The following is a 22,349-nucleotide window of genomic DNA, read 5'->3' on the forward strand; positions in this document are numbered from 1 at the left end:
TCGGCTTCAGTCTAATGGGCTTGGGTGCCGACTGGGGCCGGGATTCCTTGGAGCACGAAGGCTTCTCCCAGGATGTTGGCGATCCGCTGGCGGCGGAGGAGCAAGGTCCGCAGGTACTCCTGCTTCTCCAGAATCACCTTTCGCCGTGTCGCGTCATCCAGCGGGGGTGGCGCCCCGACCCGAGGCTCGTTCAGGTGATCCAGCTCTGCCCGAACGCGGGCTTCGGCCGAGGCCACCCGGATGACGCGGATGCTCCGCTGACCGGAGGAGGCACCCCAGTTGTTCTCAGTCCAGAGGGGTTCTGTTTCGACTTGAGCCAGGCCCATGTGGACGCGGCCATCGGCTTGGCGCCGCCCCTCAAAGCGCACCTTCAGCGCGGCGCCATCCCGGCTATCGCCCCCAGCCACGGGGAAGAGATCCGCCCGGTACATGCGGTCCTGGTTGCTGATGAAATTCCCCAGGGAATAGGCCACGAGGGCCTTCCGGCCCTCCACGTCCAGCAGTTCCATGGGCTGCAGGACATGGGGATGGTGGCCCAACAGCACGTCACAACCTGCTGCCACGAGAGCCTGGGCGATGTCCTTCTGACGCTTGGTCGGCTGGTGCTGGTATTCGTTGCCCCAGTGGATGCTGACCACCACCAACTCTGCCCTGGTGCGGGCCTCGCGCACGGCCTGCAGGGCAGGCTCCAGGTCCAGGGGACGCACCCAGGGCTCCGTGGCGCGATGGTTGAGATCCAGGTTGAAGATGTCGGTGAAGCCAAGGAAGGCTACGCGCACACCCTGCCTTTCGACAATCTGGAGGCTCTCCGCCTGGGCCTGATCCAGGCCGCTGCCCACCGCCACCAGCCGCTCGGCGTGGAGCCGCTCCAGGGTTTCCCGCACACCTTTGGCGCCCTGGTCGAAGGCGTGGTTGTTGGCCGTGGACAGCACCGTGAAACCGCTGGCCCTGAGGGCCGAGGGAAGGGTTTCCGGGGCGTTGAATTGGAAGGGGACTCCAGGCCGTCCTGTCGCGGGCGCCACCGGTGTTTCCAGGTTGCCGAAGGCCAGATCAGCTCCCTGGAACAGGGGCACCAGGTCGGCCCAGAGGGCCGGAAACCCGGCGAGATCCCTGGTCGCGGCTGCCTTCACATCCTGGTGCATCATGATGTCGCCGACGGCGACCAGGCTGAGGGTGATGGGGGCCGGTGGTGCCGGTTTGGGTTTGGCGCGGCAGCCGAAGATGCCCAGGGTCAGGCCCATCAACAGAGCCAGGCCCAGGGCCCCGCCTGGAACGGACGAACGCATCAAGCCCATTCCTCCGGGCCGTAGTAGACCTCCACGGGCAGGCTGGGGATGCGGCTCCGCAGGTTGGCAGCGATGGCATCCATTTCCAGGCGCCGCAGGGGCCGGGCCTCCGGCTCGGGCGTGGGGCGTGCCACGGTGTAGAGTTGCACCGCCTGCAGCTGCCCACCCTCCCGCTGGAGGTGCTCCAGGCGTTGGCAGTAGGCCTCGAACTCCGCGTTGTCGGGCCCCCGCCCCTTCCATTCGAGGAACAGGGTCTGGATGACCATGGGCCAGCGCCGGGAGGTGGCCAGCAGGTTGTCGAGAATCCGCTCGAAGGGGACCTTGCTGCGGCAGATTTCGCGGTAGTAGTCCTCGGTGCCGGCGTCGAGCTTCGCCCAGATCTCGCCTTCATGGGCCATGAGGGTATCCAAACCCCTGACCACTTCCGGTGCCTGAAGGCGGCTGGAATCGGTGATGAGGACGAGTTTCACCAGCTCGAGGCTCCGTTGGACCTTGAGTCGGGCCACCCGCGCCACCACCTCGGGGAATTCGCGCGCGGTGGTGGGTTCTCCGTCTCCACTGAAGGCGATGTCGTTCAAGCGCCGGTGCTCGGGCCTTGCAGAGTTGAAGGGGGGGATCTCGTAGATTTCCCCGCTGATCGTGAGGTCCAGCAGGGTGGCCAACTCCCGGTCCAGCTGGTCGAGGTCCAGATCCTTCCGCTTGGGCGGCGCAAGGCGATCCACCTCGCAGTACACACAGTCAAAATTGCACACTTTGTCGGGGTTGAGGTTCACCCCCAGGCTCACGCCGCGGCTGCGCCGGGAGATGACGGGATAGCAGTAATCGAAATCCCGCCACACGCGACGATGGTCCAGGTGGGCCTTGATCAGATCTGTCATGCCTCCAGGATAACGGATCAGGACCGGTCCGCCCGGAATCCCATGCGGGTCCGGTGGGCTTCCTCGGCGGCGCGGACCATGTCCGGTTTCCACAGGACGGGCTCCGGGCGCAGGTCGGCATCCACGGCCACCATGACGAATTCTCCGCTGGTGACATCACGGCGCGCATCCGAGCGGGGATCGTAGACCTCGACCTGGATCTGCAAGGTGAGGCTGGTGTGGCCTTGGCGGGCGATGGCGATGTGGAATTCGATGATCTCCCCAGCCCGCACGGGGCTGTGGAAGAGCAGTTCCGATACCTTCACCGTGAGGAAACGGCGGTTGCGGGAAAGCAGCGAGGCCGCGATGCCAGCCACCTTGTCCATGCGGGCCATCATGTCACCGCCGAACAGCGCGGCATTGAGGCCAATGTCCTGATCCAGCACCATCTCGCGGGAGATCAGCATGGCGGCTACCAGGCCCGGGAGGCGACGAGGATGAGGGCCAGCAGCCCCGCCGACGCCAGGCCCAGGGCCAACAGGCGCGGCCCGGCCAGCCGCGTCCACAGCAGGGTACCGCTCAGGGTCATGAAGACCAGCGCCCCGGCAAAACAATCGGTCAGAAGAATCAGGCCCGCCTGCCCCGCTTCGGCCTTGTGCATGCGTTCCAGGGCCTCGATGAGGTTGGCGTCGCTGCGTTCCAGATCCACTGTGCGGTTGCCCGGAAGGTAGGTGGCCCGCGCAAAGTGGGCATGGCCGCTCACCATCACCATCCATTGAGGCGCAGCGGTCACTTGTTGGCCTCCGAAGCGCGCGGCCTTGGGTGCCTGCACCCGCCAGCGCATACGCGACAGGGGAACGCCAAACTTGGCGGAAAGGGCATGGGCCAGGGCTTCGATGGTGGGCGGGGGCTGGTCCAGTTCGATCTGAACCTTGTGCTCCTCCACCTGCCCCGCTTCGATCTTCATGACCGCGCGATGGCTCATGAGGAATCCGGTCACGCCGAACAGCAGGCCGAAGGTAGCTCCCGTCAGGCCCACCCAGGCGTGAAAGCGGCGGAGGATCCGCAGAAACGCCACCCGGCGGGCGTCGGATCGAAGATCTGTACTGGGCGTCATGACAGCATGATGAAGGGAATGCCTGCGCGGGGAAAGGCCCGATCTGTGGCCAGCGCCATGAAAAAACGGCCTCCGGAGAGGCCGTTCAAAGAGGTGGAGCTGATTCAGCCTTTGAGGCGCTCGGCCAGGGCCTTGCCCATGTCGGCGGGGCTCTGCACCACGGTGATGCCCGCGGCGGTGAGAGCCTTCATCTTCTCGGCGGCGGTGCCCTTGCCCCCGGAGATGATGGCGCCGGCGTGGCCCATGCGGCGCCCCGGAGGGGCCGTCTGACCGGCAATGAAGGCCACCACTGGCTTGGTGACGTAGGCCTTCACGAACTCGGCGGCTTCCTCCTCGGCGCTGCCGCCGATCTCGCCAATCATGATGATGGCGTGCGTGTCAGGATCGTCCTGGAACAGGCGCAGGGCATCGATGTGGCTGGTGCCGTTGACGGGATCGCCGCCGATGCCGATGCAGGTGCTCTGGCCGATGCCCAGCGCGGTGAGCTGGCCCACGGCTTCATAGGTGAGGGTGCCGGAGCGGCTGACGACGCCCACGTGGCCCTGCTTGTGGATGCGGCCGGGCATGATGCCGATCTTGGCCAGACCAGGGCTGATGATGCCGGGACAGTTGGGGCCGATGAGGCGGCTTTTGGGATAGTCGGGCAGGACGCGCTTGACCTTCACCATGTCGAGGACGGGAATGCCCTCGGTGATGCACACGATGAGCTCGATGCCCGCTTCCAGGGCCTCGAGGATGGCATCCGCCGCGCCCACGGGAGGCACGAAGATCATGGTGGCGTTGGCACCGGTCTTGGCGACGGCTTCCTTCACCGTGTTGAACACGGGGAAGCCTTCGATCTCGGTACCGCCCTTGCCGGGAGTCACTCCACCGACCACGTTCGTGCCGTAGTCGCGCGAGCCCTTGGCATGAAAGAGGCCTTCGCGGCCAGTGATGCCCTGAACGATCAATTTGGTGTGGTTGCCCACGAGAACAGCCATGTCATACCTCTCTGGATTCGAATTCCGGTTTCGCGGGTGGGATGAGGGTGCGGGTCTCCCGCGCACTCATCCTGGGGGCCCGGGGGTGTGCGCGCAGCGCGGAACCCCCGGACAGCATTAACTGATGGAGGCAACCACCTTCTCGGCGGCGTGCTTCAGATCCTTGGCGACGATGAGGTTCAGGCCGCTGTCCGCGAGGATCTGCTTGCCCTCTTCGACGTTGGTGCCTTCCAGGCGCACCACCACGGGTACCTTGATGCCGATCTCCTTCGCGGCCTTCACGATGCCCGCCGCCACGATGTCGCAGCGCATGATGCCGCCGAAGATGTTCACCAGCACCGCCTTCACGGCCGGATCCTGCAGGATGATGCGGAAGGCGTTCTTCACCGCATCCTCGGTGGCTCCGCCGCCGACATCCAGGAAGTTGGCCGGAGACCCGCCGTGGTACTTGATGATGTCCATGGTGCCCATGGCCAGGCCCGCGCCGTTGACCATGCAGCCGATCTGGCCATCCAGCTTGATGAAGTTCAGGTTGAACTTGCTGGCTTCCACTTCCTCCTCGGCCTCTTCGTTGAGGTCGCGGTAGGCCAGGACATCGGGATGGCGGAAGAGGGCGTTGTCGTCGAAGCCGATCTTGGCGTCGAGGGCCGTCACGTCACCATCTTTGGTGATCACCAGGGGGTTGATCTCCACCATGGAGCAGTCCTTCTCCACGAAGAGCTTGTAGAGGTTCTGGAGGAAGACCACGCCTTTCTTGAAGGCATCGCCCTCGAGGCCCAGGGCGAAGGCCACCTGGCGGGCCTGGAAGCCGGCGAGGCCCAGGGCCGGGTCGATGGCGATCTTCACGATCTTCTCAGGGGTCTTCTCGGCCACTTCCTCGATCTCCACGCCGCCTTCTGTGGAGGCCAGCACCGTCACGCGGCTGGAACCGCGGTCCACCAGGAAACTCAGGTAGAGCTCACGCGCGATGTCCACAGGCTTCGAGATGAAGACCGTGCGCACCTTCCGGCCCTCGGCGCCGGTCTGCTTGGTGACGAGCTGCATGCCGAAGATGGACTTGAAGAGCTCCGCCGCCTTGTCGGGGTCGGTCGCGAATTTCACGCCGCCGCCCTTGCCGCGGCCACCGGCGTGGATCTGGGCCTTCACCACGCTGGCGCCACCGTACTCCTTGGTGATCATGCGGGCCTCTTCGGCATCCTGGGCCACCTTCCCATCCGGGGTGGCCACTTTGTAGATCCGAAGCAGTTCCTTGGCTTGGTACTCGTGGATATTCATGCTCACTCCAGGAAAGGTGGTTTCCTCCAGTCTAGCGGCCAGAAGGCCAAGCCCGAACCCCCAATCACCTGGCCTCCTGCGCCGGGCCTCGTGGCATCCTTGGTCAGACCGGAGACGCTGCCATGGCCCAGTTAGACCGTCTGCTCACCCACGTCATCGCCCGAGCCGGCAGCCGTCTGGAACTGAAAGCCGACCGGAAGCCCCGGCTGGAGCTGAAATCCGGGGAGACTGTGGACCTGCTGCCCAATCCCCTGCCCGCGGTGATGGTGGACGTTCTTGCCGGGGACGTGGTGCCTGCGGAGCTCAAGGCCACCTGGCAAAAGGATGGCGCGGCGGAATTCGACTACGACCTCTCCGGCCAGAGCTTTCGCATCAAGCTGAGCCGCTACATGGACACGCCGCAGATCCTGGCGGAGCACCAAGGTCTCTCGACCGCGCCTGCGCCCAAGGCTCCAACCCCAGTGGAAGCGGCCCCCGGCCCGAAGGTTCAGCTCTCCCCGACACCCGCCCCTGCGGCGGCTGCCGAGCCCATTCCCACGGAAACGCCCCGCCCTGTTGCCCCGGAGCCAAGGCATCCCGCACCGGAGCCAACGCGTCCGCTGCCACGGCCGCCCCGTTCCCACAGCCATCCCCTCGCCGAGAAGCTGTTTGCGGCCCTGTTGGAGCGCAAGGGTTCAGACCTGCACTGCACCACCCACGAACCACCCCTGGCGCGCATCCACGGCGACATGAAAGAGCTGGATGGGTTCGGCCCCATGGACGCCTCGACCCTGCTGGAGATGATGGAATCCCTGGCCACGCCAGCGGTCTGGCAGCGCTTCGAGGAACACAACGATGCGGATTTCGCCTATGCCTACGAGGCCGGCGGCTGCCGCCTCCGCGTGAACTTCTTCCACGACCGCGTAGGCCCTGGCCTGGTCTGCCGGGTCATCCCCAACCAGCTGCCCGATCCCGACCGCCTGGGCCTGCCTGATCCCGTGCGCCGGTTGGCCACCCTGGCCAAAGGCCTGGTGCTGGTGACCGGCCCCACCGGCAGCGGCAAGTCCACCACCCTGGCGGCCATCGTCGATATCGCCAACCAGAAACGGAAGGATCACATCCTCACCATCGAGGATCCCATCGAGTTCGTGCATCCACGCAAAGGCTGCCTGGTGAACCAGCGGGAGGTGGGCACCCACACGGACAGCTTCAAGACGGGCCTGCGGGCGGCCCTGCGCGAGGATCCCGACGTGGTGCTGGTGGGCGAGATGCGCGATCTGGAAACCATCGCCATCGCCCTGGAAACGGCGGTGACGGGCCACCTGGTCTTCGGCACCCTGCACACCAGCAGCGCCATCGGCACCATCGACCGCATCGTCGACCAGTTCCCCGCGGACCGGCAGCAGCAGATCCGGGTGATGCTGGCGGATTCCCTCAAGTGCGTGATCAGCCAAGTGCTCTTCAAGCGCATCGGCGGCGGACGCGTGGCCGCCCTGGAAACGCTCTTCATCACCCCCGCCATCGCCAACCTCATCCGCGAAGGCAAGAATTTCCAGATCGCCAGCGCCATGCAGACGGGCCGCAGCTATGGCCAGCGCCTCATGAACGACGCCATCATCGACCTGATCCAGGCCAAGAAGGTGGAGCCCATGGAGGCCTACCTGAAGTGCCCCGACAAGGAATCCTTTATCGCCTCCTGCAAGCGGGCGGGCATCCCCTTCGACTTGCGCCTGGGCGAAGCGGAACTCTGAACCATCACATGCTGCGTGACAGCAGTGCCTCGGGGATATCGCGGAGCAACTCGCCTGTGGCCCCATCGCCGGTCATGCCGTTGATGTGAGCCACGGCATTGCGGGAGGCCGTGAGGGCCAGCTCGCGGGTCTCCGCCAGGGCCTGGTGCTTCTCGATGAGGGCCCGGAGTTTGACCTCTTCCGCTTCGGGAATGGGCACTTCCTCGCCGCGATCCCAGATGGTGCGGATCATGGGCCTAACTTCGTCGGGCGCCTTCTCCAGCAAGGTGAGCATGGGCAGGGTCAGCTTGCCTTCGCGCAGATCGCTGAAGGCGGGCTTACCCAGCTGGTCGCTGGTGGCGGTGTAATCCAGCAGGTCATCGATGAGCTGGAAGGCGCGGCCAACTTCCAGTCCATAGCCCCGCATGGCCACGCAATCCGCCACGCTGCGGCCGGTCAGCACTGCGCCGGTCTCGGTGCAGCCGCTGAACAGCAGGGCTGTCTTGCGCTCCTGGATGTCGAAGTAGTCCTTGCGGCTGGTGTCGAGCTTGAAGAGCACATCGTTCTGAATGAGCTCGCCCTCGATCATCCTCGTGGTGACTTCAGCGAAAATCTCCATCATTCGCCAGCTGCGGCAGGCGATGGCCTCGCCCATCGCAACCAGGTAAAGAACGTCGCCAAAAAGCACCGTGAGCGTATTGCCCCAGAGCCGGTTGAGGGTGGGCATGCCCCGGCGGAGCTGGGCGTGGTCAATGACATCGTCGTGCACCAGGGTGGCGGTGTGAATTAACTCGAACACAGCCCCGAAGCGGACATCATCGTCGTTCTGCACACCGCAAAAACGCGAAGAGAGCATCACCAGGGCCGGCCGCAGACGCTTGCCCTGCCCGCCCCGCACATGATCGGCCAGCTTCTCGACCACCTCCACATCGCTTTGCAGGATGCGCTGCAGCTCCGCCTCCACGCCCGCCAATTTGGGGGCGATGGGCAAGAAGTAACGGGCGAGGTCCAGTCGGCTCAAATCATCCTCGGTAATTCGTGAACTGCAGGTCCAAACCCTGATCGTCCTTCTTGAAGAGGGCGATGACTTCCTGCAGGTCGTCGCGGCTCTTGCCGCTCACACGCAGTTGATCGCCCTGGATGCTGGCCTGAACCTTGATCTTGGCATCCTTCACGGCCTTGATGAGGCCCTTGGCCTTCTCGACAGGGATGCCCTGCTGGATGGTCACCTCCTGGCGCACGGTGCCTTTGGCGGCGGGCTCGATCTTGCCGTATTCCATGCTGCGGATGCTGACGCCGCGCTTGTGCAGCTTGGTCTGCAGCACGTCGATGACGGCCTTGAGCTTCACCTCGTCATCACTGGTGAGCACCAGCACCTTGTCGTCCTTCAGTTCGATCTTGGAGACCGAGCCCTTGAAGTCGTAACGCTGGCCGATTTCCTTCATGGCCTGGGCCAAGGCGTTCTTGACCTCATCCAGGTCCACTTTGCAGACGACATCAAACGAGCATTCACTGGCCATGGGGCACTCCTCAGCGGGATCAGGCTTTCAGACTAACCCCTGCATCTCCCCGGGCTCAAGGCTTGGCACCGCCGCCCAGGCTCCGGAAGAAGGCCACCGTGCTCAGACGGAAGCCCATGAGCACCACGGCCTCATCCTTCCCGTGGCCGCCCTTGTTCACGGAACCTTCCATGTAGAAGTCGCCGCTGGCGCCCTGGGAGCCGAACTGCGTGAGCACCACACGCCCCCGCATGTAGATGCGGTCCTGGTAGCGGAACAGGGGGTCCCGCAGGTAGGACCACTCCGCAAAAGAGCCCTTGAAGGCCCCCTCTTCCTGGCGGGTGGTGACGCCGATCTTGAAGCGGTTGCGGAATTCATCCCGGGAGGTGCCGGTGAGGTCGGACTGGGTGACGGGCTGGCTGAACCCCACCACGCCCGCGGTGCCCACCACGCCCCAGCTCACCCGCTCGGTGAGGGTCTGCATCCACCAGAGACCCACCTCCCCGTGGAAATGACCACTGGAGGTGATCACGTTCAAGGTCTCTGATGTTTCAAAACTGGAGGACTGGAAGGCCAGGGTGCTGAACAATTCCCACCAGGTGTCCTGGGCGGGGCGCCGGAAGGTCTGGCGGATGTCCAGGGCCACGAAGGGCCGGGATTTTGAGAAGAATGATCCCTTCTGCTGATCTGGCTCGCTGAAGAGGCTGGAGAACTGAAACCCGCCATAGAGATCCACCTTCAGTTCATCGGCGTCCAGTTTCAGGGAATCCTCAGCCCACCGCGTGCGGGCGATGACCTTGTCCATCTCCCGAAAGGCCTCCAGCAGGTTGGCCTGGCCATCCACCAGGGCCTGGCCCTGCGGCAGATTGGGCGAGTGCTCCCGCTCCAGGGTGTTGCGCAGGGATTGGGCTTCATGAAGGCCCCGTTCCACTTCCAGGATGCGGTGGTTCAGCTCCCTCTGCTTGGCGCGCAGGGCCTTGAAGAAGGGCTTGCGCTCGGCGGGCGCCAGGGCCGCCACGGCGCTGGCCAGATCCGCTTCAAAACGCGCATTAGGAATCCCGGCGATCTGGCAGGGCGGTACCTCGGGCACGGTGGCCGTCGCGACTCCGGACACCGCTGCCTGGGCGAGCAGGGCCGTGCCCACAGATAGGAGGACCGCCGCACGGATCATCTCAGGCCTCCAGACGTCGCTGCAGCTCCGGCCAGCCTTCCCACAGACTGAGGAACTGGAAGGCGGTGAGCACCAGGGCGTGCTGGATTTCGCCGCGGCGCATGCGCTCCATCCACTCGGGCCAGGACGTGGCCCAGACCCGGAGTTCCTCGGCCGGATCCAGCTCGAGGGCCCCCTCCGGTTCGCAGTCCAGGGCCAGGAAGCTGTGGCAGCGGTTGTTCTGGGTGGCGGGATTGGGGGTGCAGCTGCCCAGGGTCACCCAGCGCTGCGACACGAACCCCGTTTCCTCGCGGAGTTCCCGGCGGGCGGCCTCGGCGGGATCCTCCCCCGCATCGCAGCCGCCCCCGGGGATTTCCAGCGTGGCCTGGTCGATGCCGTGGCGGAACTGCTCCACCAGCAGCAACTCGCCAGCGCGGTTGAAGGCCACCACGTTCACCCAGTCCGGCCCCAGCAACCGGTAGAAGGCATGCTCCCGCCCCGTATGCGGGCTGCGCCGCTGGGCCACCACCTGCCGAAAGAGCCGGGAATCCTGGCGGATGCTTTCGGATTCCTGGGGCCAGGGCGTGGCAGGGTCAAAACCCTCTGGCTGGGCGTGCAGCAGGCGCATCAATACCTCGGCACGGAGGGATCCAGCCGGCTATAGGCGTCGATGCCGCCGGAGAGGTGGGCCAGATCCTTGAAGCCCATGCCCCGGAGGAAATGCAGGGCTTGCAGGCTGCGCATGCCGTGGTGGCAGTAGGCGGCCACAGGCTTGGTGGAGTCCAGTTCCTTGACCCGTTCCACCAATTCGCCCAGGGGGATCAATACGGCACCGGGAATGCGGGCCTTGTCGAACTCCCACTGCTCACGCACGTCGAGGATTTGCACCTGGGTGGGATCGAGGGCCTGGAAGGTGGAAGCGTCGAGATGGGGTCCGCTTTCAAACACGGGGGAGTCCCTCCTGGCCGAGCACGCGGCTGCAGATGTGGTGGATGATCACGTCCAGGGCGGTGCGGTTCTCCACACCCGTGGGGACGATGAGGTCGGCCCAGCGCTTGCTGGGCTCGACGAATTCGAGATGCATGGGCCGCACGCTGTTCTCGTACTGATCCATGACGCTTTCCAGGCTGCGGCCCCGCTCGTGGGTGTCGCGGCGGATGCGGCGCAGGATGCGGATGTCGGCGTCCGTATCCACGAAGATCTTCACGTCCAACTGGTCGCGAAGCTCCTTGAGGGCGAAGAGCAGCAGGCCCTCCAGGATCACCACCTGGCCGGGCGGCACAGGCTCTTCCCAGCCTGTGCGGTCGGACTGGGTGAAGTCGTAGCGCGGCTTGCGGATGGATTCACCCTCGTGCAGGGCCCCCAGATGGGCGGCCATGAGCTCCAGATCGAAGGCGTGGGGATGGTCCCAGTTCACGGGACGGCTGCCGAAGCGGCCCTTCACCACTTCCAAAGGGGCATAGTAGGCGTCCATGTCCAGCAGCATGGTGGCGACGCTCTTCTTCTTGAGGCGTTTCACCAGTTCAGCGGCCACGGAGGTCTTGCCGCTGCCGGAGCCCCCCACGATGCCCACCAGCATCGGTCTATCCGCCATGACATCCCCCTTCCCTCCATGCTACTTCAACGCGGCCCTCCGCTCTGGTATGGTTCGGGCCATGAGCTGCGTTCGATCTGCCACTGTCCTGGCCTTCCTGGCCCTGCTGGCGGGGTGCAGCTCCGAAGATCCCAGGCTCCCGGCCAACCTCTACGAGGAGTCCCGCAAGCTCAACCTCGAAGGCCGAAGCCTGGAAGCACGGGCCATGATGAAGCAGCTGACGGAGCGCTACCCGGATTCCGAAGCGGCCGCCCAGGCCAAGCGGGATCTCTACCTCATCGAGGCCTTCGTCAACCGCGACATGGCCGACCGCCAGAAGCAGGTGCGGGCCGCCATGAAGCGCCTCACGGATGCGCTCACCCGCTACAAGACGAAAAAAGGCGAGTATCCCTTCTCCACGCAAGATCTGGTGCCCGAGTATCTCGACCAGGTGCCCGAGGCGCCCTGGGGTCACCCTTTCCTCTACCGGGCCTATGTCACGCGCCCCATCGAGGATGTTCCTGTAAAGCGCGGGCCCGCCCGGCAGCGCTTCAACACCAAATTCGACGGCTACTACCTGGCCTGCCTCGGGACCGACCTGCAGCCTGGCGGCGAGGGCCTGGCCGCAGACACCCTCATCAAAGACGGCCTGCCCCTGGCCGAAGCCGCCTTCCCGCCGGTGCCCCAGCCCCAGCCTCTGCGTTGAGGTTCCGATCAAACATGTTGCGTTCTGCGCACCTCGTGCGCAGTTAACAAAATGCGGCCCTTCGGCCGCATTTTGCTGACGTTCTCTCGGCGAAATGGGCTACTTCACGCCCCAATCCAGAATCACCTTGCCCGATTGCCCGCTGCGCATGGCATCGAAGCCCTTCTGGAATTCATCGATGCTGTAGTGGTGGGTGATGACGGGGGTGATGTCCAGGCCGCTCTGAACCATGGCAGCCATCTTGTACCAGGTCTCAAACATCTCGCGGCCGTAGATGCCCTTGAGGATCAGCCCCTTGAAGATCACCTGGCTCCAGTCGATGGCGCAGTCACCGGGGAGGATGCCCAGCAGGGCGATGCGGCCGCCGTGGTGCATGGCCTCCAGCATGGATTCAAACGCATTGCGGTTGCCGCTCATCTCCAGGCCCACGTCGAAGCCCTCGGTCATGCCCAGGTCCTTCATGACCTCAGGCAGGGCCTTCTTCATGGGGTTCACTGCGACCGTGGCACCCATCTTCCGGGCCAGATCCAGGCGGTATTCGTTCACATCGGTGATGACCACATGCCGGGCGCCCACGTGCTTGGCGATGGCCACGGCCATGATGCCGATGGGGCCGGCGCCGGTGATGAGCACGTCCTCACCCACCATGTCAAAGCTGAGGGCCGTATGGGCGGCGTTGCCGTAGGGATCGAAGATGGCCGCGACGTCATCGGGCACGTTGTCAGGCACCTTGAACACGTTGAAGGCCGGAATGGATAGGTACTCCGCGAAGGAGCCCGTGCGGTTCACGCCCACGCCCACAGTGTTGCGGCAGAGGTGGCGCTTGCCCGCCCGGCAGTTGCGGCAGTGGCCGCAGGTGATGTGGCCCTCGCCGCTGACGCGGTCGCCCACGCTGTAACCTTCCACCTCGGCGCCCACCTTCTCGATGACGCCCACGTACTCGTGGCCCACCACCATGGGCACGGGGATGGTCTTCTGGGCCCACTCGTCCCAGTTGTAGATGTGGACGTCCGTGCCGCAGATGGCGCTCTTGTGGACGCGGATCAGCACGTCATTGGGTCCCACTTCCGGCATGGGGACATCCCCCATCCAGATGCCTTCCTCTCGCTTGGTCTTCAACAGGGCTTTCATGCGTGCCTCCAACCCGACCATTTCATCATCAAGTGCAACAGGAACCAACTTTCCCCATCGGCCCTTGACGATCCGTGAATGAGACCGATAAGGTTCAGATAGGCAACCCATGACCCTTTCCCTTCAGCGGTTCAACCGCAATACCAATCGGCTCCCTCGCGCGGATCGCGCGTGGGCCGGTGAGGGTCTCTCCTAAGAATCCTGACACCCCGGACCACCCCGATTCGCGCAAGCGGATCGGGGTTTTTTCTTTTGGAGCCAGCCATGTGCGGCATTCTCAGCATCCTCAACCTCGACCCCAAGAAGTCCCATGCGGCGGAACTGCGGCGCCAGGCCCTGGCCATGGCCCGGAAGATCCGTCACCGGGGGCCCGACTGGAGCGGCATCTACAGCGATGACCACGCCATCCTGGTGCATGAGCGCCTCTCCATCGTGGATGTGGAGCACGGCGCTCAGCCGCTCATCGACACCCTCCAGGGCACGGTGCTGGCTGTCAACGGTGAGATCTACAACCACCAGGACCTGCGCCATGGCCTGCGGGAAACCCATGACTTCCAGACCCTTTCGGACTGCGAGGTGATCCTCTACCTCTACGACGAGCTGCCGCCCCGGGATTTCCTCAACCGCATGAACGGCATCTTCGCCTTCGTGCTCTACGACCCCAAGCGGGAAACGTACCTCATCGCCCGGGATCCCATCGGCGTCATCCCCCTCTACGTGGGCTGGGACCGCCACGACCACCTCTACGTGGCCTCGGAGATGAAGGCCCTGGTGGGCCACTGCGAACGCATCCGCGAGGTGCCACCCGGCCATTTCTTCCTGGGCCACGAGGCCGACAAGGGGTTCCAGCGCTACTACCAGCCCGACTGGGCTGAGCCTGGCTTCGTGCCGGCCGAGCCTTTTGATCCGGTCAAGCTGCGTGCGGCCCTCGAGGCCGCCGTGAAGCGCCAGCTCATGTGCGATGTGCCCTATGGCGTGCTCATTTCCGGCGGGGTGGATTCGTCCATCGTGTCGTCCATTGCGGCGAAGTACCGGGAAGGCCGCGTGGAAGAAGGCGGGGCCTCGCCCGCCTGGTGGCCCCGCATCCATTCCTTCGCCATCGGCCTGGAAGGCGCGCCCGACCTCGCCCCGGCCCGCAAGGTGGCCGAGCACATCGGTGCCATCCACCACGAAATCCATTTCACGGTGCAGGAGGGCCTGGATGCGCTTTCCGACGTGGTCTACCACCTGGAGACCTTCGACATCACCACCATCCGGGCCTCCACGCCCATGTACCTCCTCATGCGGAAGATCCGGGCCATGGGCATCAAGATGGTGCTGTCGGGTGAGGGTGCAGACGAGATCTTCGGCGGGTATCTCTACTTCCACAAGGCGCCAGACGGCGCGGAACTGCATGCGGAGCTGGTGCGCAAGCTCCAGAAGCTGCACCTCTACGACTGCGCCCGCGCCAACAAGGCCAGCTGCGCCTGGGGCGTGGAGGCCCGAGTGCCCTTCCTGGACCGGGAGTTTCTGGACGTGGCCATGCGCATGGATCCCTCCATCAAGCTGCCCCGCAACGCCCCGAGACCCCGCCCCATCGAGAAGTTCCCCCTACGGCAGGCCTTTGACGGTGCCCTCCCCGATGAGGTGCTCTGGCGGCAGAAAGAGCAGTTCTCCGACGGTGTGGGCTACGCCTGGATCAATGCCCTCAAGGCCACAGCTGAGCGCGACATCAGCGACAGCATGATGAAGGGCGCTGCGGAGCGCTTCCCCGTGAAGACGCCCGAAACCAAGGAGGCCTACCTCTACCGGCAGCTCTTCGAGCACCACTTCCCCAGCGCCACCGCCGTGAACTGCGTGCCCTTTGAGCGCAGCGTGGCCTGCAGCACGGAAACGGCCCTGCGCTGGGATGCCGCCTTCGCCGGGATGGCGGATCCCTCCGGGCGGGCCGTCATGGACATCCATGACCAGGGCTACCAGGGATCCGGAGGGCAATGACTCAGGCCCAGGCGGATGACGCCAGGCCAGCACCCTGGGGTATCATCCCCGGAGCCGGATGCCACCCATGACGCCTTCCCTCGAACATCGGCAACATCGCCGTGTTCCCATCGCCTACCAAGTGAAGCTCGTCGCCGACGACCGGATCATCGCGTACCCCCAGGCCATCAACCTGAGCCTGGGGGGCATCCTGGTGAAGGGCCGCGACCACCTGCCCGTGGGCTGCCAGTGCGGTGTGGCGATCCTGGTGGGCCAGGGAGAGCCGGGGCGCCGGGTGGTGGCTCGGGGCACGGTGGTGCGCAACGACGAACAGGGCATGGCCATCGCCTTTTCCAAGGCTTTGGATGCCAACAGCGAAGCAGCCTTGCGCCAACTCCTCGAGGCCCTTGGGGTCGATGGTGACCCTTTTCTCCTGCCGGACACCGGGAGCGAATGATGCCGGATCCAGAACAGTCCCTGATCCACCTTCTGGATCGCATCAAGCCTGGTTCTTCCCGGCGGCTGAAGGAAGCCGAGGCCTGGGAGCCACCCGCCTTTGAAACCTACGAGGACATCCGGGAGTGGCTCAAGGAATCCGTCATGAGCGCCACGCTGTACGAACGCTACCCCGATGGGCGCTGGACCATCCAGCTCATGCTGAAAGAGCAGATCCCCAGCGGTTACAAGCACCTCGTGCTCTGACCCTGTGAACCGCCCCATGCCCAAAGCTCGCCCTTCCCTTCCGCTCCAGATGCTGGCCCTGGCCGGTCTGGCGCTGACAGCGGCGTTCCTGGCGAACCTCACGGCTCCTCCGGCGCGGCGCCTGGCCTGGAAGGGCTCCGTGCCCGCTCCGCCACCAGTGGTGGTTCTGGGCCCCGCTGCGCCCGCCGCACCATCCGTCGTGGCATCCGTCGTGGCACCCGTTCCGTCGCCAACGCCCGCACCACCTGCCCCCAGATCCGATGACGAGATGGTCAGGCCCCAGCGCCCACTGCCACCTTTGCCGCCCAAGCCGCCGCTGCCGGTCCAAGGCGCCGCACCACCCACCACAACCCCTGCCCCAGCTCCCATCCAGGAGATCAGCGGTGCGGAAGCCTGGAGGGCCTATCAGGCAGGAACCCCCTTCCTGGATGCCCGGCGCAGCGCCGAGTTCGCCGAAGGCCACATCGCCAAGGCCTGGAGCGCGCCCGTGTGGGAATCGGATCTGGAGGATCACCTCTTCGCCTTCAAGGCCGCGCGGCGGCCCGGCCCGGAGGATCCCATCGTCATCTACTGCAGCGGCGGCGACTGCCGGGATTCCCACCTCCTGGCCGCGAAGCTGCTTGAGCAGGGCTACTTCCACCTGCTCATCTTCCGGGATGGCTTCCCCGCCTGGGTGGCCCAGGGCCATCCGGTAGAGAAGGGGCAGCCATGAGGAACCTGCTCCTGCACCCGAGGACCACGCTCCTCTGCCGCATCCTTCTGGGCCTCGTGTTCATCGCCGCGGCCCTGCCCAAGATTGCCGATCCACCTGCCTTTGCGAAGGCCATCTGGGCCTATGAGCTCTTTCCCGCCTGGAGCCTGAATCCCCTCGGCCTGGCGCTGCCCTGGCTGGAACTCGTCTGCGGGATGGCCCTGTGCCTGCGTTTCTGGCCCCGGGCCGCAGCTCTCTGGGTGGCCGGTTTGCTGTTGGCCTTCATGGTGGCGCTGTCCATCAACCTCGCCCGACGCCATCCGGTGGATTGCGGCTGCTTTGGGGGCACCGCCCATCACACCCAGGCGGAGCGGCTCATCGACATGCGCTGGGTCCTGCTCCGGGATGCCGGGCTGCTGCTGCTGGCGCTCCAGGTCCTCTCGACTTCCGGCAGGTCGCGGGAATCAGCTCCGGCCCACAGCCAGCAGGTCCGAGGCCCACTCCAGCCATAGTCCCGCCGCCGAGTCTCGGCCCAGATCCCGGGACAGCTGATCCCGGTTGGGTTCGGGCAGGGACAACACGGGAATGCCAGGCATGCCGTAGGCGATGGCGCACATCATGAATCGGGCTGCCTCGCCCAGGGTGACGATCTTCAACCGCTCCATGGAGCGGCTCCAGGAGGCTTCCGCCAATGTCTCCAGCCGGTGGATGTTCCAGGGGTGGACCACATGGTTGAAATCCACCTCGCCGTGCTCCGGTTTGAAGCCCACATAGGTCATGGCCAGGCCCAGGGTGCGGGGCGGCGCTGGATCCCAGAACCCGCCTCGACCCAGGGTGAAGTCCGCATCTTTCTTGTGCAGCAGACCGGCCCGGCCCAGGGCCTGCCACACCAAGTAGCCGCCTGCGCTGTCGTCCTCCCAGAAGGGCGCAGCGTGGCGCAGTGAGGCATCCGTGGCGAAGCCCCCCACCAGGAGGATGAGGATGGGTCCCTTCTCCGGGAACAGCGTGGGCAAATCGAGCGGCTTGAAGGTGCGCCGTTCCTGGGATGGGGAGGCCATGGGCCCAGGCAGGCGTCGCTCCTGCGGAGGCGCCTCGGCATGGGTCACCACGAGGCGGGAGCCGCCCTCGGTGGCCTCCACCTGGAGTCGGCCCAGTTCCAACCGGGCGACAATCTCCTCGAAGGTGTACTCCGTGGTATCCAGCGGCGAGGGCTCACGCTCGGGCGGCAACGTCACAGTGCCTCCAGGGAATACCCTGAAAACCTTGCGCCGATGGCCGCCCGGTGGCAAGCCCTACGGTCTTTCCAGCTAGGAGATGACGCCCAGCTCCTTGCCGACCTTGGTGAAGGCGGCGATGGCGTGATCCAGATCGGCCGTGGTGTGCGCGGCGCTCATCTGGGTGCGGATGCGCGCCTGGCCCTTGGGCACCACGGGGAAGAAGAAGCCGATGACATAGACCCCCTCATCCAGCAGCCGCTTGGCGAATTCCTGGGCCAGGGGGGCTTCGTAGAGCATGACGGGCACGATGGGGTGCTCACCGGGCAGCAGCTTGAAGCCAGCCCTCTCCATGCCGGCACGGAAATACCTGGCGTTCTCGTGCACCTTCTGGATGAGGCCCTGGCTGTTCTTGAGCAGCTCCAGCACCTTCAGGGTCGCGGCCACGATGGCAGGGGCCACGGAGTTGGAGAAGAGGTAGGGCCGGGCCTTCTGACGCAGCCAATCGATGGCCACCTGCTTGCCCGCGATGTAGCCGCCCGAGGCGCCGCCCAGGGCCTTGCCGAAGGTGCCGGTCATGAAGTCCACCCGACCCATGACGCCGCAGTGCTCGTGGGTACCGCGGCCATTCACGCCCATGAAGCCCACGGCGTGGCTGTCGTCCACCATCACCATGGCGCCGTATTTCTCGGCCAGGTCGCAGACCTCGCCCAGCTTGGCGATGTAACCGTCCATGCTGAAGACGCCGTCGGTGACCACCAGCTTGAAGCGGGCGCCCGCCTCATCGGCGGCCTTGAGCTGGGCTTCCAGGTCGGCCATGTCGGAGTTGGCGTAGCGGAAGCGCTTGGCCTTGCAGAGGCGGATGCCATCAATGATGGAGGCGTGGTTCAGCGCGTCGCTGATGATGGCGTCCTCCTCGCCCAGCAGACCCTCGAAGATGGCGCCGTTGGCGTCGAAGCAGCTTGAGTACAGCTGGGTGTCCTCGAAGCCCAGGAACTCGGCCAGTTTCTGTTCCAGCTCCCGGTGGATGTCCTGGGTGCCACAGATGAAGCGCACGGAGGCCATGCCGAAGCCGTGCTGGTCCATGACCTGCTTGGCGGCGGCGATCACGTCGGGGTGGTTGGCCAGGCCCAGGTAGTTGTTGGCACAGAGGCAGACCACATCCTTGCCGTTGGCCTTCATCTGAGGCTGCTGGGGCGAGGTGATCACGCGCTCGGTCTTGTAGAGGCCGGCCTCCTTCAGCAGTTCGATTTCGCGGGTGAGATGGGCCAGGTAGCCAGGGTTCACGGCAGTCTCCTATCGACGCAAGTCGTTAGGATACTGCCGGGTTGCTTGACGGGCAGCGGCATGTGTCACCATTCTTCCGAAACGACAAGGAAACCGACCATGCGCCACCTGCTGCTCCTGCCCGCCCTCCTCCTCACCCTGGCCTGCAGTTCCAAGCTGGACAAGAGCCGCGCCGAGGATCTGCTCCGCAAAGACTATCCCGTGGTGGTCACCACCACCGTGCCGGAGCATGCCTCCGCGGAGAAGGGGAGCCCCGAGCACCTTCGCCTCACCGCCCTCCGGGAGGGCGTCGCCAAGACGGGCTGGTTCGACATCGAGGTCAAGCCCGAGGGAAACCGGGAGACCTTCACCTTCCGCTTGAAGCCGGACGCGCCCAAGGCCATCAAGGCCGCGCCCAAGGGCTTCAGCATGCCCGCAGCGGAGGCAGTCTTCGTCCGGGCCGCCAAGATGGAACCCACCCGCGAAGGGGCCCGCGTGACCTATGAAGTGCGCCTGGAGAAACCCACAGCCCAGTTCCCCCTGTTCCAGGCTCAGTTCCCCAACGCCCGCTTGGGCCAGATCCACCCCCGCTTCGCCACCTTCGAGCGGCGTCGGGGCGCCTGGGAGCTCACGGGCACCAGTGAGACCTTCCGGAAGGCTGAGTAGGCCACCGCGCCGGGACTTGATCGGAGTTACAGCCTTGTGGCTATGGGGATGGGCGCGCCTCCGGTACCTTTGAAGGCATCGAGGTTCCTTTGGATCACAGTCCTGCCTTTCGTCTGCGGCGCTTCCTGAACTGGTTTCCCCTGGGCCTGACCTACGCGGCCATGTACATGGGCCGCTACAACTTCAACATCGTGAAAAACGACATCGGCGCCTGGTACCACCTGGACAAATGGCAGATGGGCGTCATCGCCTCTGCGGGTTTCTGGACCTACGGCCTGGCCGTGGCCCTCAACGGGCCCATCGCGGATCGCATCGGCGGCCGCAAAGCCATCCTGGTGGGTTCCATCGGAGCGGCCCTGCTGAACCTCCTCATCGGCTTCATGTTCCTGAACGGCCATGTGACCCAGCTCCTCCTGAGCATGAGCCTGCTCTGGAGTGTGAACATGTACTTCCAGAGTTTCGGCGCCCTCTCGGTGGTGAAGGTGAACAGCACCTGGTTTCACGTGCGGGAGCGCGGCGTCTTCGGCGGCATCTTCGGCATCATGATCAGCTCGGGCTACTTCCTGGCCACCACCATCGGCGCCTGGCTGCTGGCCAGCTTCCACAGCTGGACGGTCATCTGGTTCGTGCCTTCCGCGGCCATGGCCCTGATGTTCTGCGTGGATTGGTTCCTCGTGCGCAACCGCCCCAGCCATGCGGGCCATGCAGACTTCGACACCGGCGATGGCTCCAACGCCGCGTCAGCGGAAGACGCCCCCCTGCCCATGGCCGACCTGGCGAAGAAGGTCTTCCACAACCCCGTGATCGTGGCGCTGATTTTCGCGGAATTCTGCACGGGCTTCGTCCGCCAGGGCGTGATGCTCTACTTCACCGAGTATCTGCAGGAGGTCTACCACCTGGGCAAGAAGGAACATCTCTTCTGGTTCACGGGCATCGCCTTCATGGCCGGTGGCATCCTGGGCGGCCTGCTCTGCGGTTGGATGAGCGACAAATTATTCCAGTCCCGGCGCCCTCCCGTGGCCTTCCTCTTCTACCTCGTGCAGGTGCTCATGCTGGGCCTGCTGGGCATGACCCTGGGCCAAGGCACACTGGGCGGCCAGATCTGGGCCGTGATCCTGCTGGGCCTCACCGCCATGTTCATCTTCGGGGTGCACGGCATGCTCAGCGGCACGGCCAGCATGGACTTCGGAGGCCGCAAGGCAGCGGCCTCCGTGGCAGGCGCCCTGGACGGCATCCAGTACATCGGCTCGGGCCTGACAGGCTTCGGCCTGGGCTGGGTCCTGAAGACCTACGGCTGGGATGGCGTCGCCATGCACGGCCATCAACCAGCGAATGCCTGGGTGTGGGTCGGGGCCATCATCCCCTTCAGCCTCATCGGTGCCTTCATCATGACCCGCATCTGGAACGCCAAGGCGGGCGCCGGGGCGCACTGAAAGACAGGTCCACAGATTCCACCGATCTCACAGATTCAAGAGCACCTGAATTCTGTGTGAATCTGTGAAATCTGTGGATGAAGTCTTTACTTCGCCAGCTGATCGAAGGCCGCCTTCAGCCCGCTGTGGATGGCGTTCACATCCTCCACCTTCCACAGCTTCTGATCCTCGCGGACGAAGGTGGTCAGGTCGTTGCGGTTGTCGAAGCGGGCCACGGGCAGGTGGTAGACCTTGGTTTCAAAGCGATCACCCGCCTGGATGAGACGTTCCACGCGGATGGTACCGGGCTTGTCACTCTGCTCCATCAGGTAGGCCATGTCGTCGGTGCCGTACTGGCCCAGCATCACTTCCATCGGCACGCTGTGATGCAGGATGCTGCCCTGGCCATTGGGACGGCCCCGCTCGATGTTCTTGCGGCGGCTTTCGGTGGGATCCACCCAGACGTAGAGCACCGAGGCCTTGGCAAGGATGGCCGGATCCAGGGTCTGGAAGGCCGTGTCGTAGCCGTGGGGTGGGCACAGCGGGAAAGACGAGCCGTGGGCGCCGCCGCGGGCCGCTTCGATGACCAGGGTGCGTCCCGCCTTGTCCTGGGCGTTCTGGCGGTTGAGGGCGTCCAGTTCAGCCCGGCATTCCGCTTCCAACGCCTCAGCCATGCGGACGCGGATGCGGTGGGGGATGTCGCCGAGGTACTCGTGCAGGCCCACCTTGGCGTGGGCGGCGTCCAGGCGGTCGAAGAGGTGCTGGGCGGCGCTGGCGACTTCCACCTGGCGGCTGGCCATGAGGTGGGCGTGATCCTCGTTGAGCAGCTCGATGAGCACAGCCCAGGTCCAGTTGTCGCGGAAGGGTCGGCTGGGGCCGTGGTAGTAGGCGTAGCCCAGACCGTTGGCCCTCAACTCGTCATCAATGCGGTGCATGAGGTGGACGTAGGGGTAGTCGTCCAGCTGCAGCGTGGGGCCCATGTGGAAGTCGTTGCGGCACTGGTCGGGCGTGAGGCTGGCCAGGTAGCGGCGCACCTCCGACTTGCCCGAAGCCGGCAGGCTGAAAAGCAGAATGGTGTCGAGGAGCTGGGCCATGGGCGTTCACCGTGCGAATCCTCAAGAATGCCACGAATCCTCGATCTGGGCCCGCGCTCATGTTA

25 protein-coding genes are annotated in these 22,349 nt (G+C 65.1%); 9 read left to right on the forward strand and 16 right to left on the reverse strand.

Features of this window, described 5'->3' with window-relative positions; translation table 11 throughout:
* Positions 1-11: 11 nt before the first annotated feature.
* The 6 genes from Q9293_RS09350 to sucC all read right to left on the reverse strand — a co-directional run bounded on the left by Q9293_RS09350 (position 12) and on the right by sucC (position 5,515).
* Complete coding sequence (locus tag Q9293_RS09350; RefSeq protein WP_306252436.1) at positions 12-1,286, reverse strand: CapA family protein; 1,275 nt, start codon at positions 1,284-1,286, stop codon at positions 12-14.
* The gene (locus tag Q9293_RS09355) at positions 1,286-2,164 is read right to left on the reverse strand and encodes a radical SAM protein (RefSeq protein WP_306252349.1); all 879 of its coding nucleotides are present in this window, start codon (positions 2,162-2,164) and stop codon (positions 1,286-1,288) included. The genes Q9293_RS09350 and Q9293_RS09355 overlap by 1 nt, the downstream gene beginning before the upstream one ends.
* Positions 2,165-2,181: 17 nt before the next feature.
* On the reverse strand, positions 2,182-2,610 hold the full coding sequence (locus tag Q9293_RS09360; RefSeq protein ID WP_306252351.1) for an acyl-CoA thioesterase: 429 nt from the start codon (positions 2,608-2,610) through the stop codon (positions 2,182-2,184).
* Positions 2,611-2,615: 5 nt separating this feature from the next.
* Positions 2,616-3,260 carry a PepSY-associated TM helix domain-containing protein gene (locus tag Q9293_RS09365; protein ID WP_306252353.1) on the reverse strand — a complete coding sequence of 215 codons (645 nt, stop codon included), beginning with the start codon at positions 3,258-3,260 and terminating at the stop codon, positions 2,616-2,618.
* Between the two features lie 104 nt (positions 3,261-3,364).
* On the reverse strand, positions 3,365-4,240 hold the full coding sequence (sucD, locus tag Q9293_RS09370; RefSeq protein ID WP_306252355.1) for a succinate--CoA ligase subunit alpha: 876 nt from the start codon (positions 4,238-4,240) through the stop codon (positions 3,365-3,367).
* A 117-nt stretch (positions 4,241-4,357) separates the two neighbouring features.
* Positions 4,358-5,515, reverse strand: coding sequence for an ADP-forming succinate--CoA ligase subunit beta (sucC, locus tag Q9293_RS09375; RefSeq protein WP_306252357.1), 1,158 nt, complete (start codon positions 5,513-5,515; stop codon positions 4,358-4,360).
* Positions 5,516-5,637: 122 nt separating this feature from the next.
* On the opposite strand from sucC, the gene Q9293_RS09380 reads away from it, so the two are divergent.
* Positions 5,638-7,245, forward strand: a complete 1,608-nt coding sequence (locus Q9293_RS09380; protein WP_306252359.1) for a type IV pilus twitching motility protein PilT — start codon at positions 5,638-5,640, stop codon at positions 7,243-7,245.
* Positions 7,246-7,249: 4 nt separating this feature from the next.
* Here Q9293_RS09380 and Q9293_RS09385 read toward each other — a convergent pair whose 3' ends face one another.
* The 6 genes from Q9293_RS09385 to udk are packed head-to-tail and all read right to left on the reverse strand — an operon-like array spanning position 7,250 to position 11,467.
* A complete protein-coding gene (locus tag Q9293_RS09385) occupies positions 7,250-8,245 on the reverse strand; it encodes a polyprenyl synthetase family protein (protein ID WP_306252361.1) in 996 nt (331 codons plus the stop codon).
* 1 nt (position 8,246) lies between these two features.
* Positions 8,247-8,744 carry a YajQ family cyclic di-GMP-binding protein gene (locus Q9293_RS09390; RefSeq protein WP_306252363.1) on the reverse strand — a complete coding sequence of 166 codons (498 nt, stop codon included), beginning with the start codon at positions 8,742-8,744 and terminating at the stop codon, positions 8,247-8,249.
* A 55-nt stretch (positions 8,745-8,799) separates the two neighbouring features.
* Positions 8,800-9,894 carry a hypothetical protein gene (locus tag Q9293_RS09395; RefSeq protein ID WP_306252365.1) on the reverse strand — a complete coding sequence of 365 codons (1,095 nt, stop codon included), beginning with the start codon at positions 9,892-9,894 and terminating at the stop codon, positions 8,800-8,802.
* Between the two features lies 1 nt (position 9,895).
* On the reverse strand, positions 9,896-10,501 hold the full coding sequence (locus tag Q9293_RS09400) for an NUDIX hydrolase (protein WP_306252368.1): 606 nt from the start codon (positions 10,499-10,501) through the stop codon (positions 9,896-9,898).
* Positions 10,501-10,821 carry a rhodanese-like domain-containing protein gene (locus Q9293_RS09405; RefSeq protein ID WP_306252370.1) on the reverse strand — a complete coding sequence of 107 codons (321 nt, stop codon included), beginning with the start codon at positions 10,819-10,821 and terminating at the stop codon, positions 10,501-10,503. The genes Q9293_RS09400 and Q9293_RS09405 overlap by 1 nt, the downstream gene beginning before the upstream one ends.
* Entirely contained in the window at positions 10,814-11,467 is a 654-nt protein-coding gene (udk, locus tag Q9293_RS09410) for a uridine kinase (RefSeq protein ID WP_306252372.1), read from the reverse strand. The genes Q9293_RS09405 and udk overlap by 8 nt, the downstream gene beginning before the upstream one ends.
* Positions 11,468-11,528: 61 nt before the next feature.
* Here udk and Q9293_RS09415 point away from each other — a divergent pair, with 61 nt between their 5' ends.
* Positions 11,529-12,152: a hypothetical protein gene (locus tag Q9293_RS09415; protein WP_306252374.1), complete on the forward strand. Its 624-nt coding sequence runs from the start codon at positions 11,529-11,531 to the stop codon at positions 12,150-12,152.
* Between the two features lie 99 nt (positions 12,153-12,251).
* Here the strand turns inward: Q9293_RS09415 and tdh are convergent, their stop codons facing one another.
* Positions 12,252-13,283, reverse strand: coding sequence for an L-threonine 3-dehydrogenase (gene tdh, locus Q9293_RS09420; protein ID WP_306252376.1), 1,032 nt, complete (start codon positions 13,281-13,283; stop codon positions 12,252-12,254).
* Between the two features lie 264 nt (positions 13,284-13,547).
* Between tdh and asnB the strand changes: the two genes are divergently transcribed.
* The 5 genes from asnB (at position 13,548) to Q9293_RS09445 (ending at position 17,144) form a co-directional block, all read left to right on the forward strand.
* Positions 13,548-15,260 (forward strand): asparagine synthase B, encoded by a 1,713-nt coding sequence (gene asnB, locus Q9293_RS09425; RefSeq protein ID WP_306252378.1) that lies wholly within the window; start codon positions 13,548-13,550, stop codon positions 15,258-15,260.
* A 67-nt stretch (positions 15,261-15,327) separates the two neighbouring features.
* A complete protein-coding gene (locus Q9293_RS09430) occupies positions 15,328-15,696 on the forward strand; it encodes a PilZ domain-containing protein (protein ID WP_306252380.1) in 369 nt (122 codons plus the stop codon).
* Positions 15,693-15,941, forward strand: coding sequence for a hypothetical protein (locus tag Q9293_RS09435; RefSeq protein WP_306252382.1), 249 nt, complete (start codon positions 15,693-15,695; stop codon positions 15,939-15,941). The genes Q9293_RS09430 and Q9293_RS09435 overlap by 4 nt, the downstream gene beginning before the upstream one ends.
* A 16-nt stretch (positions 15,942-15,957) precedes the next feature.
* Complete coding sequence (locus tag Q9293_RS09440) at positions 15,958-16,653, forward strand: rhodanese-like domain-containing protein (RefSeq protein WP_306252384.1); 696 nt, start codon at positions 15,958-15,960, stop codon at positions 16,651-16,653.
* Entirely contained in the window at positions 16,650-17,144 is a 495-nt protein-coding gene (locus Q9293_RS09445; protein WP_306252386.1) for a MauE/DoxX family redox-associated membrane protein, read from the forward strand. The genes Q9293_RS09440 and Q9293_RS09445 overlap by 4 nt, the downstream gene beginning before the upstream one ends.
* On the opposite strand, the gene Q9293_RS09450 is transcribed toward Q9293_RS09445, so the two are convergent.
* Entirely contained in the window at positions 17,097-17,867 is a 771-nt protein-coding gene (locus Q9293_RS09450) for a hypothetical protein (protein ID WP_306252388.1), read from the reverse strand. The two genes, Q9293_RS09445 and Q9293_RS09450, sit on opposite strands and share 48 nt — an antisense overlap.
* A 72-nt stretch (positions 17,868-17,939) precedes the next feature.
* Complete coding sequence (locus tag Q9293_RS09455) at positions 17,940-19,133, reverse strand: glycine C-acetyltransferase (RefSeq protein WP_306252389.1); 1,194 nt, start codon at positions 19,131-19,133, stop codon at positions 17,940-17,942.
* 99 nt (positions 19,134-19,232) lie between these two features.
* On the opposite strand from Q9293_RS09455, the gene Q9293_RS09460 reads away from it, so the two are divergent.
* Together Q9293_RS09460 and Q9293_RS09465 are read left to right on the forward strand one after the other, a co-directional pair.
* Positions 19,233-19,778: a hypothetical protein gene (locus Q9293_RS09460; protein WP_306252391.1), complete on the forward strand. Its 546-nt coding sequence runs from the start codon at positions 19,233-19,235 to the stop codon at positions 19,776-19,778.
* Between the two features lie 89 nt (positions 19,779-19,867).
* On the forward strand, positions 19,868-21,211 hold the full coding sequence (locus Q9293_RS09465) for an MFS transporter (protein ID WP_306252393.1): 1,344 nt from the start codon (positions 19,868-19,870) through the stop codon (positions 21,209-21,211).
* An 86-nt stretch (positions 21,212-21,297) separates the two neighbouring features.
* Here the strand turns inward: Q9293_RS09465 and Q9293_RS09470 are convergent, their stop codons facing one another.
* Positions 21,298-22,284: a hypothetical protein gene (locus tag Q9293_RS09470; protein WP_306252395.1), complete on the reverse strand. Its 987-nt coding sequence runs from the start codon at positions 22,282-22,284 to the stop codon at positions 21,298-21,300.
* Positions 22,285-22,349 lie beyond the last annotated feature (65 nt).

Origin of the sequence: Geothrix sp. PMB-07, from assembly GCF_030758935.1 — a bacterium.
Lineage (GTDB): Bacteria > Acidobacteriota > Holophagae > Holophagales > Holophagaceae > Geothrix.